The 12,884-nt window shown below is 55.9% G+C and carries 13 protein-coding genes and 1 pseudogene; 9 read left to right on the plus strand and 5 right to left on the minus strand.

The genetic code is table 11. The features are described from left to right. From IQ254_RS05640 to IQ254_RS05660, 5 genes and pseudogenes are all read left to right on the plus strand, one after another. On the plus strand, positions 1-730 hold a 730-nt coding region (locus IQ254_RS05640), incomplete at its 5' end, for a TRCF domain-containing protein (RefSeq protein ID WP_313887379.1). Positions 731-854: 124 nt separating this feature from the next. After that, positions 855-1,127: pseudogene (locus IQ254_RS05645) on the plus strand (IS1 family transposase); the annotation flags it as partial. Further along, positions 1,057-3,141, plus strand: a complete 2,085-nt coding sequence (locus IQ254_RS05650) for a hypothetical protein (RefSeq protein WP_193965196.1) — start codon at positions 1,057-1,059, stop codon at positions 3,139-3,141. The pseudogene IQ254_RS05645 and the gene IQ254_RS05650, both read left to right, overlap by 71 nt. A gap of 426 nt (positions 3,142-3,567) precedes the next feature. After that, complete coding sequence (locus IQ254_RS05655) at positions 3,568-3,750, plus strand: hypothetical protein (RefSeq protein WP_193965197.1); 183 nt, start codon at positions 3,568-3,570, stop codon at positions 3,748-3,750. A gap of 190 nt (positions 3,751-3,940) precedes the next feature. Continuing rightward, positions 3,941-4,204 carry a hypothetical protein gene (locus IQ254_RS05660; RefSeq protein ID WP_193965198.1) on the plus strand — a complete coding sequence of 88 codons (264 nt, stop codon included), beginning with the start codon at positions 3,941-3,943 and terminating at the stop codon, positions 4,202-4,204. Positions 4,205-4,252: 48 nt separating this feature from the next. Here the strand turns inward: IQ254_RS05660 and yvcK are convergent, their stop codons facing one another. Further along, a complete protein-coding gene (yvcK, locus tag IQ254_RS05665; protein ID WP_193965199.1) occupies positions 4,253-5,635 on the minus strand; it encodes a gluconeogenesis factor YvcK family protein in 1,383 nt (460 codons plus the stop codon). Between the two features lie 330 nt (positions 5,636-5,965). On the opposite strand from yvcK, the gene IQ254_RS05670 reads away from it, so the two are divergent. The 3 genes from IQ254_RS05670 (at position 5,966) to IQ254_RS05680 (ending at position 8,720) form a co-directional block, all read left to right on the plus strand. Further along, positions 5,966-6,829, plus strand: a complete 864-nt coding sequence (locus tag IQ254_RS05670) for an ABC transporter ATP-binding protein (protein ID WP_193965200.1) — start codon at positions 5,966-5,968, stop codon at positions 6,827-6,829. A 127-nt stretch (positions 6,830-6,956) separates the two neighbouring features. Then, positions 6,957-8,207, plus strand: a complete 1,251-nt coding sequence (locus IQ254_RS05675) for an MlaD family protein (RefSeq protein ID WP_193965201.1) — start codon at positions 6,957-6,959, stop codon at positions 8,205-8,207. A gap of 27 nt (positions 8,208-8,234) precedes the next feature. Further along, positions 8,235-8,720 carry a nitrate reductase associated protein gene (locus IQ254_RS05680; protein WP_193965202.1) on the plus strand — a complete coding sequence of 162 codons (486 nt, stop codon included), beginning with the start codon at positions 8,235-8,237 and terminating at the stop codon, positions 8,718-8,720. Positions 8,721-8,890: 170 nt separating this feature from the next. Here the strand turns inward: IQ254_RS05680 and IQ254_RS05685 are convergent, their stop codons facing one another. Both IQ254_RS05685 and IQ254_RS05690 read right to left on the minus strand, forming a co-directional pair. Beyond that, positions 8,891-9,229, minus strand: coding sequence for a DUF86 domain-containing protein (locus IQ254_RS05685; RefSeq protein ID WP_193965203.1), 339 nt, complete (start codon positions 9,227-9,229; stop codon positions 8,891-8,893). Next, a complete protein-coding gene (locus tag IQ254_RS05690) occupies positions 9,201-9,533 on the minus strand; it encodes a nucleotidyltransferase family protein (RefSeq protein ID WP_193965248.1) in 333 nt (110 codons plus the stop codon). The genes IQ254_RS05685 and IQ254_RS05690 overlap by 29 nt, the downstream gene beginning before the upstream one ends. A gap of 752 nt (positions 9,534-10,285) precedes the next feature. On the opposite strand from IQ254_RS05690, the gene IQ254_RS05695 reads away from it, so the two are divergent. Then, complete coding sequence (locus IQ254_RS05695) at positions 10,286-10,567, plus strand: DUF6444 domain-containing protein (protein ID WP_193965204.1); 282 nt, start codon at positions 10,286-10,288, stop codon at positions 10,565-10,567. Positions 10,568-10,988: 421 nt separating this feature from the next. Here the strand turns inward: IQ254_RS05695 and IQ254_RS05700 are convergent, their stop codons facing one another. After that, positions 10,989-11,807 (minus strand): queuosine precursor transporter, encoded by an 819-nt coding sequence (locus IQ254_RS05700; protein WP_193965205.1) that lies wholly within the window; start codon positions 11,805-11,807, stop codon positions 10,989-10,991. Positions 11,808-11,862: 55 nt separating this feature from the next. Then, positions 11,863-12,882, minus strand: a complete 1,020-nt coding sequence (gene fmt, locus IQ254_RS05705; RefSeq protein WP_193965206.1) for a methionyl-tRNA formyltransferase — start codon at positions 12,880-12,882, stop codon at positions 11,863-11,865. Positions 12,883-12,884 lie beyond the last annotated feature (2 nt).

Below are 12,884 nucleotides of genomic sequence, written 5' to 3' on the forward strand. Positions count from 1 at the left end.
GGCGGGCATTCAGGCCCACGCCTGGCTGTTTTACCCCAAAAAATCCCTCACCGACAAAGCCCGCAAGCGGTTACGGGCCATTCAGGAGTTCACCCAGCTGGGCTCGGGCTACCAGCTAGCCATGCGCGACATGGAAATTCGTGGGGTTGGCAACCTGCTCGGCGTGGAACAGTCGGGACAAATGGATGCAATTGGCTTTGATCTCTACATGGATATGCTCGAAGAAGAAATCGCCGAGATTCGCGGCCAAGATATCCCCAAAGTTGACGATACCCAGGTCGATCTCAACGTCACTGCCTTTGTGCCCAACGACTACATCCCCGACCTGGAGCAAAAGATGGGTGCCTACCGCTCGTTGGCCGGTGCCAGCAGCAAGGTAGAGCTAGTGCAGATTGCGGCGGATTTGAGCGATCGCTACGGCCCTATCCCCCACGCCACCGAGCAGCTGGTGCGGATGCTGGAGCTAAAGCTGGTGGCCAAAGCGGTGGGCTTCTCGCGTATCAAGCCCGAGGGCAAGCAGCATGTGGTGATGGAAACCCCGATGGAAGAACCGGCCTGGAAGAAGATCAGCGAAAACCTCCCCAGCCACCTAAAATCTCGCTTTGTCTACAGCGGCGGCAAGGTCGTTGTGCGCGGGCTGGGGGTGCTGAAGCCGGAGAAGCAGCTGGAGAGCTTGACCGAATGGCTGGGGTATTTGCAGGGGGCGATCGCAGAACCCGTACTAGGGTGAGAACAAAAAGTATTTCTAGTCTGAGGGAGTAGGAGCCCTGAAAATCGAGCTGACCTGTCCAACTTGCGGGTCTCACAACATCTCCAAGAACGGCACTACCAGGCGCGGTAAGCAAACCTACAAGTGCCTCACCGATGACTGGGAGGCCTACGTGGACGTGATGCCGGGCAAGCGGCATGTTGCTGTTGACAAAGATAGCGGCCTGACGAGCGACATCGAAAGACTGAACAACACCTTGAGGCCGCGGATTTCTCGGCTGGTGAGGAAGACACTGTCCTTTTCCAAAAAGCTAGAGCATCACATCGGTGCGATCTGGATGTTCATCCATGACTACAATTGCCGAGTCAGAGAGCAGCTGGCAGCAAGGGAAGAGTCCATTTTTTCCTCTGTCCTTTAATAAAATGCACTACCAAAATCCAGTGGGCCTACCTAACAACATCACGCTCCAATCGCTCGGGCGCAGAATTGCGATCGCGACCTTGACCGCCGTGATCACGGCCCAGCTTTCGCCCTATCTAGCCCTAGCCAGGGCCGCTCAGCCTGGGCCCCCTGCCCCAGACCTCACTCCTCTCGCCCAACTGGCTCAACTGCCCGACGGCACGGTGGCCCTACCCGACTTTGACCCCGCCATCAACGGGTTTCAGTTTTCTAACGCAGAGCTGATTCAGGCCATCGATCTCAGCCGCAACGCCCAGGCCTGGGAAGAGGTGCTGACCCCCCAGCTGCAACAGCTCTTTGGCACCCAGGTATGCAGCGGCGGCGACTCGGCTCACTGTGTGCTGACCGCCGCTGCCCAAAGCTGGCTGAGAACTCAGCTAAACCGCATGAACCAAGGACTTTCGGAGGGCATGGCCGCCGCCGTACTCGAGCTCTGGCAGCCCACCCAGCCCCGCCTGCCCTGGTGGCAGCGACTGATAAATTTCGTGCTCGGGCGAACGGTATTTGGCCTCGCCCGCACCCTATTTGAGCTCCAGACGTTTATCGCCAACCTATTTTTAATGCAGGGCGTCACCGAAGTCTTTGAGCAGACCCAAACCGTGCGCAATACCTGGCCGCCCAGCCAGATTTTGCTATCGATCGTGCGCGCCTTTCTCTCGGGCTCTAGTGACCCATTCACCATGGGCGTCTATCAGTTAGTCGCAGGCGGGCTCACCGCAGGCCACACCCTCACCCCCTACCGAGTCGAAGACCGGGGCAGCGGCCAATACTGGGTCTATGTCTACGACAGCAACTACCCGGCAGGCAGGCCCACTAGCCCCACCGATCTCCATGTGGAGTTTGATACCCAGGCCGATGCCTGGCGCTACCGACCGCTCCCCGACGGGCCAGAGTACCGGGGCGACGCCCAGAGCAAGACCCTCGATCTCACCCAGCGATCGTGGCGACAGCCGCCTGCTACCGATCGGCCCACCGCCATGGGCTCCTTTAGCTGCCCTTTCTGCCGCCCCGCCGCCGAGGCCCCACCCGAGCGCAGTCTAGACATCACCCTAATCGGCGAAGGACAGCTTACCGTGATGCCGGCCCTCACCCCGATCGTCTCGACCGCCCCCGGTCAAGCCGCCGCGTTAGTGCCCTTTAAGGGCGGGCTTAATCGCGACGTGCCCGCCAGCTACCATCTCCCCGCCGAGGGGTTGGGGCAGGCGCTACAGATCACCCTGACAGGAACCGCCACCGCCCAGCCGCCCGCCACCCTGCAGATCACCGGCCCCGGCTACGCCGCCACCGTAGATGACCTGAGGCTGCTCCCCAACCAGACGCTCACCCTGTTTTGCCTGCCCACCGCTAGCGGACTTGAAGTCACTTTTGTCGCCCCTCGCGCGATCGCAATTCCTCGCCTGGCCATTAGCCTCACCGACGACACCCGTACCTATGAGTTCGACTCATCGACCCCAGCGACCGGGTTCTCGTTAACCCAGCGCCAGGTCTCTAAAAGCTCTGGGTTTACCCTTAGCGACCTCAAGCTATCGACCGGCCAGCGCGCTGGCCTCGCCGCTAACACTAGACTCAAACGCCTCTACTTTGCTGACGACAACGGTACCCAGAGCCAATACAGTCTCACCGTCAAAAATCGGCTGACCATTCAAGACCGTATTCAGATTGGAGAGCGTCAGCCTGACTTCATTAATTACACCCTCGCCTATGACGAGGAAATGCGCGCCAGCAACCTTCAGGTCGAGGGCCAAAACCAAGCCTTTTTTGACTACGATCCGGCCTTTTTTGACCCGGCTAATCGTCCGCGCCAAGACCTCTTAGCCGCTGCCGAACAGCGCAATTTTCCGATTGTCATTGCCTACGAACCCTTAGCAATTTCCCCGACTGGCCCGCTACAGATCGCACCTTCGGAGGTCGAGCCCGTCGGCCAACGAGTCTTTCAAGGATCCTTACGCAAGGGGAGCAACAAGGGTATATAAAGCTACCCAACGCGATCGCCAGCTAATTAAAAACATACTCAGCCAAGAAGAAACTGGCTAGGGATCAAGAGATAGGTACCTTGAATTCAGCAAAATCCTGAGCAAGGCTCCTAGGAAAAAGGAGTAGAAATACTTATTTTTCCTATCTTTTCTGCCACTCATAGAGAGTTAATAAAACTTAAGTTAATCTTCCTTCGACAGCAAAAAAAACGTGCTTTAAGCAGCAACAAACGAAAAACCAGGGAATCACGCTACAGCTAGGCGATCGCACAGCAGCCTTAACATCCAGTTACACGGCTCTCCTGCAATAAACCCTTAGATTACTTAATAAAATTCTCATGAAGGCAATGATAGGATTTCCTCAAGTAAGTCACTTGGTTTCTCTCATCAATTGCTGGTCATTAGTTTTCTGGAGAACATTTAGCCATGTCTGATAACGTCGTTAGAATCAAGCCCGAGACTCGGAACCACAAGGGATTTTTTGTACAAAACGATGACTATGAACTAGTCAGCATTGAGGCTTCAGGTTGGGCCCTTATCTGCGTTGATGATGCCGTCTGCCACTACGTCGATCCCGATAATCTGCTGATCCAAAATTTGGACACCTAGAATGACTTCGGGCCAGCGATATGCCCTTGCCAAGGCAAATTTTGTATCATTCAGTTGATGACGCTAATCTTTTTGATAGGCTGCTCTAAGGTGAGAGCAGCCTATTTTTTGTGTAGGGTCTAACATAAACGGCCCGAGACCGACCGCTCTAGGGTCAACCTAATCGATAGCTTATTTATTCAGTACAGCGATGAACAACACACCCATTACCCAACGCATCTCCAGCCTCATTAGCTGGGTGTTGGTGATCGATCTAGGGCTGGTATTACTGAGTCTGGGCTGGTTTCTAGTAGCCGTACTGGGGCGCAGCATGAATCTCGATCTGGGCCTTGACCAATGGTATTCTCTCTGGAACCCACTGATTTTACCGGCCATCAGCGTGCTGATGGCTGGCGCGATCGCCAGCGGTATTGTTGGCTGGGTCAGCCGCCGCTTTAGTGACGATCCCTCTTAATTGCGCTGGGCTAATTGGGCTGGGCTAATTGGGCTGGGCCACTCTCAGCTACCACAGCCGCTGGGTGCGGGTATACCAGCGTAGCAGCACCCGCGCTAGGCGTTCGCTGTGGTGGCGTACCGTCAAGTTTTCTCGCTCTTCCATCACATTGGCCGCAATAATGCGGCGACCAGAATCTAGAATAGCCGCGCGATCGAGCAGCACCGGCCCGACCCCGGCCCTAGCATAGTGGGTAATCACCGGGTCAGAGGGCATCATCTTTTGTACCAGCACCGCGTCAAACAGGTAGCAACCACAGGCCGAATCGATCGCCCGAATGTGGTCAGATACCGAGAAGCCATCGGTCTCCCCCGGCTCAGTCATAATGTTGCAAACATAAATACGCGGCACCCGCCGGGCTGCGATCGCCTTCACCAGATCGGGCACTAGCAGGTTAGGAATCAGGCTGGTATATAGACTGCCAGGGCCAATCACAATATAGTCGGCCTCCTCAATGGCCTTCACCGCCTTAGGCAAAGCCGGAGGATTGGGCGGCAAACAGCCGATGTGCACAATATGGCCTCGCGCTTCCGTAATTTTCGACTCTCCCACAATGCGGCGGCCATCTCTGAGTTCGGCCCAGAGCTGCACATCCATTGATGTCGCGGGCAACACCTGGCCTCGCACCGCCAGCACCTTAGAGCTCGCCGCAATGGCCTGCTCCAGATCGCCCGTAATTTCATTCATCGCCGTCAAGAACAGGTTGCCAAAACTATGGCCTACCAGCCCGCTACCCGCCTCAAAGCGATATTGAAACAGCTCCGTCAGTAGTTTCTCTTCGTCGGCCAGGGCCGCCAGACAGTTGCGAATATCTCCGGGCGGTAGCATTCCCATCTCGCGGCGCAATCGCCCCGACGAGCCACCATCGTCAGCCACGGTGACGATGGCCGTGATATTAGCGCTGTACTGCTTCATTCCTCGCAACAGGTTAGACAGCCCGGTGCCCCCCCCAATCACCACAATTTTGGGGCCCCGAGAAAGTCGCCGCTGGGTCAACAGGGCATCGAGCAAATCCTCTTCATTCCCTGGCATCAACACATCGGTAATCGCGCCCACGGTGCGACTTTGGCCCCAAAAAATCAGCCACAAACCGAGCAAAATACCCAGAGGGCCGCTCACATAGCTCGGCACGTAGGTCGTAAACGCCCGGAGGGCGGCTCCCAATACCTGGCCGGTATAAAACACAGGGGTTAGCTTCAGCCAAATCATCAGCCCCACGCCCACCATCAGCACGCCGGCCATACTCAAAAACAGCCATCGTTTTACCAGCAGCCCTGGCGCCAGCCAGCCCATCAGCCGATTGACCCGTCGGGGTGCTGCTAGGGTAAGGGACTCACGCCGGGCCCGGCGAAAGAGTCTGGCTAAGGCCGTATGAAGAGGTTTTAGGAACATGGAAGGAGGTCGATAGAGATCTGACCAACCTGAGCAGCCATACAAACAGAGCCTGTGTGGATGTTGTTGGCCATCTAGCTGCCGTACATATCCTAAGATGTGGTCTACCTTGACCCACTTTCACGACGTAGCGTGAAATTCTCAGGCTCTTCAACAGCCCCTGGTAGGATTTAGCACCAGCGCCTTCGATTTTAGCGGCTATTTGATAGAGTCAAAGCATGGATGTGCCCCTAGAGCTATCGGTGCTTTAGTAAATTCTTTGCCTGGGATAACCCCAGCCAGGTAATTGTAACCGTGGCACAGGTAGGGGGCCTGATATCAGTAGGGTTTATGACTGCTTCCCATCACCACAGCCCCTCCTTTGGGCCTATATCGGCTGGAGCACCCGGCTCACAGACACCCACCCGTGACTGCGACGACCAGATATTGCTTGAGCTGCGCGGCATCTCTAAGCGCTTTGGGGACAATCAGGTGCTCGACAATATCGACCTCACCGTTAATCGCGGTGAGGCGGTGGCCATTATTGGCCCGTCGGGTACCGGTAAATCAACCATTTTGAGAATTATTGCCGGGTTGCTCTCTCCCGATGCTGGAGAAATCTACATTCAGGGGCAGCGGCGGGAAGGGCTGATTGAAGATGCCTCCGACCCAGTGGGGATTGGTATGGTGTTTCAGCAAGCGGCCCTGTTTGACTCGTTGACGGTAGAAGAAAACGTGGGGTTTCTGCTGTATCAACATTCCAATTTGTCTCCTCACCAGATTCGTCAGATCGTCAATGAGGTACTCGACATGGTGGGTCTACCGGGCACTGGCAACAGCTACCCTGCCGAGCTCTCCGGCGGCATGCGCAAGCGGGTCAGCTTTGCCCGAGCGATTGTTTCAAACCCTGAAAATCCTCAAGATCGGCCTGCTCTACTGCTGTACGATGAGCCTACGGCGGGGCTAGACCCTATTGCCTCAACGGTAATCGAAGACCTGATTCGCACCATTCAGCAGAATAATGGCTGTAGCTCATACCTGATTGTGACCCATCAAGACAGCACCATTCGTCGCACTGCCGATCGCCTGATCTTTTTACATCGGGGCAGGATTCAGTGGGCGGGGCCGGTGGCTGCGGTAGATGACACCGATAACCCATTCGTCCGTCAATTCTTTAGTGGGCGGGTCGAAGGGCCCATTCAAATGGTGCAATGATGGCCAGAGGCTACGTCTCTAGCCTAAACTGTCTGAGTCTACTGTTACCCCAGAACAGCCAGAACTGATTTAGGACAACGTTGGCTGGTAACAAACCAAAGTTGAGCGGTTAGGTCGAGAGGGCAGCATGCGGGCAAGGGCAATTCGAGAAGGGTCAGTGGGGCTGCTAATTCTGATTGCAGTGGGTTTGTTTGGTGGGCTGGTGCTCTGGCTAAGAGGTCTGAACCCCGGCAGTCGTAGCTACCGCGCCACCTTGACCTTTGAGGATACGCTGGGCATGCAGGAGGGCACCAGCGTTCGCTACCGTGGGGTGCCCGTAGGGCGAGTGCTGAGCATTATGCCCAGTACCAATGCGGTCGATGTCGCGGTGGAAATTGGTAGCAACGAGCTGCGGATTCCGCGCGATGCGTCGATTCTAGTGAATCAGTCGGGGCTAATCGGCGACACCACCATCGACATTACGCCCCAGCGGCTCCTCGCCGACCAAGAACTGGCCGTTAAACCTACCGCCGCCGACTGCCAGGGGCAGGCCATCATTTGCGATGGCGATCGCCTGGAAGGTCAGGTCGGGGCCAGCTACGAGTCCCTGATTCGTTCAGCGGAGGGGCTGGCAGAAACCTTTGCTGACCCAGACATTATCGAAGACCTCAAGATCACCCTCGATAACGCCACCACCCTGACCGCAAGCGCCAGTGTGCTTTCCACCGAACTGACAACCCTGACGCGGCAGCTCCAGACGGGCCTAGACCCACTACTCACATCGGCTAACCGGGCCACCGACAATATCGGTAACGCCGCCGCCGAGTTTGAGATCACCGGTAGCGAGATTAACCGTTTAGTCGTGACCAATCGAGGCACCCTGGCTACCACTCTCGACAACATCAACCGCAGCACTGCCGACATTGCGGCAGTTACCGCTACCCTCAGCCCGGCCCTACAACAGAGCGACTTGATTGCAAATCTCGACCGGCTCTCCGTCAATGCCGCCGCTGCCGCGGCCGACATTCGCAGCATTACTGGCACCTTCAATAGCCCCGAGAACCTGGTCATGCTACAACAGACGCTTGACTCAGCCCGCAGCGTGTTTCAGAGCGCCAACAAGGTGCTTGCCGATGTCGATGAGCTGACGGGCGACCCGGCCATACGTCGCAACCTGCGCGACCTGATCAATGGCCTCAGCGGTTTGGTTTCCCTCACAGACCAGCTCGAACAGGCGAGCCAGGTGGCCGGGGCCCTGACCCCGCCGCCCGGAAGGTCGGTGGAGCGGGTGACCTTCACGGCCGTCCCCAGCCCTCAGACAGCCGATGCCGGGGCCGTTATTGTCACCCATCAGGGCCAAGCCTATCAGCTCAATGTACCGGCTTTTCAGCCTCGCTAGGGGGCTGATAGCCTCCTTATTGTCCCTATGACTCAGACCAGTGATGCTTGGGAGAACCAGGATTTTTTTCAGTTTGAAGCCGATTTTGTCGATTCGCTGCGCTGCATCCCCATGCAGGTGCGCATGAAGCTCGATACCTGCGGCGTGAAGCTCAAGCTGGAGCACTGGCATCGGTTTAGCCATGGCGATCGCGATCGCATCACCCAGCTCCCCTGCCAAGACGGCGAGTCGGCAGCGGCCTATGCTGAGGCGGTGCAAGCCCTGGTGCAGCAGGTGCAGGGCAAGCCCGCCTCAACTCTGGCCATAGACCCTCACCCACCCTGGCAAGACGACACCAAGATCCCTGCCGAGGTGCAGACAAAGGCCCTGGAGCTAGGGGTGGCTCTGAGCTTGGCCCAGTGGCAGGGGCTAAAACCCCTCCAGCGCTTTGCCCTAATTAAGCTCAGTCGCTCCAGCCACGAAAACCGAAATTTTTACCCAGCCCTGGTGGAGTTTGGGCTGGTGGAAGAATAGGACAGCAGGGCGTTACCTGGGTCTCGACCCGTTCTGCACTCTGCTGAACGGCGGTAGCGAGGGTGGCTGAGTGCCGGTTCGGCGAGGGCTACCGATAAGGATAAGTAGGTTTTGTGACTCGCTCATGCCGGTAGTTAGGGTATTGAGATAGTGATCACTTCCGGCCATTCTTAAGGCTCCGGAGGAACCTGCAATTTCAATTCCTCAATCAAAGGCGATATCTCAAATTGAACTACATCCCAGACAATACTGAGGTTTACATCATCGTATCCATGAACTAACCGATTTCGCATGCCATTGATTTCTTGCCAAGAGATATTTGGTAGTATCTGGCGAGTTGCGTCTGAAACCCGTCTTGCGGCTTCAGCAATCACCAACAGTCGCCGAATCACTGAATCTTGAAGCTGCACATTTGCGATAAACTCATCCTTAGAGCATTGATCCGTGTAAGTCAGAATCAACTCTGCGGATTGCAGCATATCAAGCAGAAATTGAAGATCCCGCTGCATAAATCACCAGGGCTGAGGAAAGAATTTCGCGACGGCGTAAATAATTACGGCTGGTTTCTATACCCTGGCGGGTAATGAGGTCAACGTCTCTATCAAAAATGGTTTTGAGTTCCGCTTGCATCTGATCCAGGCTGGCGAAGGTAGGATGAGCCTCTGGATAAAATTGCACCATTACGTCAATGTCGCTGTCGGGGTGAAAGTCGTCGCGCAGGACGGAACCAAAGAGGGCGAGTTCAGTGACTTGCCACTGCTGGCAGAAGTCAGCAATTGTTTCATTCGGAAGCTCAATCGCAACTCTCGGCATCTTGACTGACCTCTTTTGGCTTGAGCTGAAAAACAGGAGCATGCTCTATCTCCCATTTCAGCATAAAAATTAAGAGCAGCATCAGCAACGAACTTGGGCAAGTTAACCTCAGAAACTCAATCGACCGAGCAGCTGCGGTTCCCATAGAGTAGATGGGGAATGCCGGTGCGGAGGGAAGAAGAGAACGGTTGAGTTAGAGGGGGAGAAGGGGGTGGTGGGTACTGCCCACCCTACTTAGCTAGGGGTAGGGTGCCGTCATCGCGCAGCGTGACGCACCTTTCACTGTGACATTCATTACAATCCTGTGCGGCATGGGCTTTGTGAAGTACCCCAGCAGGGGCCGTTTTCGAGTTTGCATCGTTTAGTACAGGAAAATATGTATCCGCCAGATTGGGGCGGTGAGGATAGGATGCTTTTAGAGAGAGTAGAGTTTGGAGATGAGTGAGTTTGGTGCGTCACGCAGAGCGATGGCGTACCCTACGGTTAATAGGTTCCCGGTACTGTATGGTCGAAAAGTTCAACAGGGGCGTTTTGTACTCAATGACACACAGACCGTCATTAATGCAATTAGGAATAACCCTGATGCACTTCAGATTTGAATTGGCGCTATAAATAATTCTTTCGCACCTTACTTGGAATAGCACTGATTTAAGACTGGTAGGCAATGCTCATCCCTACGATAAATGTAACCGTCCCAGGAATTTAACGAAGGTTTAGGGATTTTGGGTCAGGAGACTCGGTAAGGTAAAACGATGAGCGACGAGATCGAGATAGCCGGAATCCGCGTTCCTAAGGCCGACTGGGAGGCGACCCCCGCTAGCATCCAGATGTTAGTGCGGGTTCTGAGTGAACGGCTGTTGCCGCTGGAAGAGAACGTCAATCAGAGTTCGCAGAATTCATCCAAACCGCCGTCAACGGATGGCTTTGGCAAAGGCGTTAAAGCCAACGGAAAAGGCAAAAAGCCACTGCGAGAGCGGAGCGGGAAAGCCGCTCCCCGCGAAGCCGACACTGGCTCTCTAAGAGGTGATAGCTAGAATAGCTATAGCATATAGGTTCCAGCGCATGAGATGCCCGCACTGTCAGATTTGCTGTAGCACCGCAATTCGTTGTTGCGTTGGCCTGCCGGTCTTTGACCATCGCCGCATACGTCAGTGTGAGAGTGCAATTCTTGAGTGCGAGGGCTGCATACGTTAATGCGACAGCTCAATACGTTATATCGCGCCCTGACAACGTCGTTGCAGCAGCGCAATCGATTAAGTAGTCAATGCATAATGTCGCTGTCATAGAGCAATATCGAATATGCAGCCATCACACGAGGATACACTCAATCCACAACGTCGCTGTCATAGAGCAATATCGAATACGCCGCTATCACACGAGCATATGCTCAATGCACAACGTTATTGTCATTGCTGCAAGTCAATTGAAATCTCTCTGCAGAAGCTCAATGCTGTGTCAGTTCTGCCCTTGACTACCGAGCCGAGGGCGCTTGGGCGTCGAGATAGGAGACTCTAACCCCAGGTAGTCTGAGAGCCAAAACACGCATAGATAAAACGGCCCCGTATCCAGCAGCGCTGCCACCAGCTTAAACACATAGCCATAGCCAATAAAGCGAATCAGCTGTGGCCACAGCGCTTGCCCGGCTTCAATGGGCAACGCCCCGGCCAAAAAGTGGGTAATCAGTACTACGGCAGTAGTATCGACCAGCTGGCTGACCAGGGTAGAGCCGTTGTTGCGCAGCCACAGATGCTTGCCGTTGGTCAGCTCCTTCCAGAAGTGAAACAGGTAAACATCTACAAACTGGGCGGTCAGGTAGGCCAGCATTGAGGCCGTCACCGCACCAAAGGTAAGGTTACGAATTTCAAAAAATACCGGCAGTCGCCCGGCGGCATCCCTGGCAAGCTCGCCCGTAATCGGGTCCAGAGCCTCAAACCCCGGCAGCACGCCCCCCAGCCAGACAATGAACAGCACCCAAATATTCAGCGCTAGCCCCACCCACACCACCTGATTAGCCCGCTCCTTGCCGTAGAGTTCTGAAATCAGGTCGGTACAGAGAAAGGTCAGCGGGTAGGGCAGCACCCCTACCGCCACCGTCACAGCAACGTCACCCCAGGTGAAAATATTGACAAATCGGCTAATGCCCAGAATGTTGAGCATGCCAAGGGTGCCTAGAAACAGCCCTGAGAGCACTAAGAACACGACTTCGCGGCGGTTTTGAAGATGGACTGGCACTGGCCCATAGGTCGCGATAGGCACGGGAGATTCTGTTTTCATCTGCGGTTTATCTCTACCGGAAGAATGACCGATTCAGTTCAGCTTACCAACTGAGCTAGGGCGACTGATCAGCAGGCAGGCTTCCCAAGACCTCCCCCACCTGCAGGCGACTGCCGTTGACAAAATCACTCCCGGCTTGGGCCTGTTTACCCATGGGTTTAACCCGGCGCAACAGCAGCAGTCCCTCGCTGGTCTGTACCAGGGGGCCGTGGCCCTTGAGCCAGCCGACGAGGGTGCCAGGGGCAGGATTTTTGTGGGCAGCGGCGATCGCCGCCACCGCATCCCTCAAGGCCACCAGCTCTGGGGGCAGGGCAGCCCAGTAGGGGTCTACCAAGGGCGCGGTGGCCATCACCTTCAGGGGTTGATCGCGAAAGGTCGTCACCCCGTTGGGATAGAAACCACGCACCTGATTGTGCAGTGCGATCGCAGGTTTGCTCCAGTCGAGCTCAAAATCTTGTTTTTGAATCAGTGGTGCGTAGGTAGCCCGAGCCTCGTCCTGGGGCATGGGGGTCAGGGTGCCCGCCTGGAGGCCATGCAAGGTTTCTACCAGCAGATCGGCGCACTGCTGAGATAGGGCGGCGGCCACGTCCTCAGCGGTATCGAGCAGGCCAATGGGCCAGTGCGACCTGAGCAGCATATCGCCAGTATCCATGCCCAGGTTCATCTTCATAGTGGTCATCCCCGTAGCGGTCTCGCCATTGACAATGCACCACTGAATCGGGGCGGCCCCACGATAGGCGGGCAGCAACGACCCGTGGCCGTTGATACACCCCCAGCGGGGCATGTCTAAAATGCGTTGGGAAAGCAGCTGCCCGTAGGCCACCACCACAAAGGCATCGGCCCGCAGCCCGTTGAGGGCGGTCAGGGTAGCGGCGTCTTTTTTAATCCGCAGGGGTTGCAGCACTGGGCAGTTGGTTGCCGCCTGCTTAACCGGTGAGGCATCGACCGCCTTACCCCGGCCCCGTCGGCGATCGGGCTGGGTGACTACCGCTACTACCTCAAAGCCCGGTTCGGCCAGCAGCCGCTCTAGGCTGGGCACGGCAAACTGAGGAGTGCCAAAGAAAACAAGTCGCATAG

It is taken from the genome of Nodosilinea sp. LEGE 07088 (assembly GCF_015207395.1).
In the GTDB taxonomy this organism is placed as follows: domain Bacteria; phylum Cyanobacteriota; class Cyanobacteriia; order Phormidesmidales; family Phormidesmidaceae; genus Nodosilinea.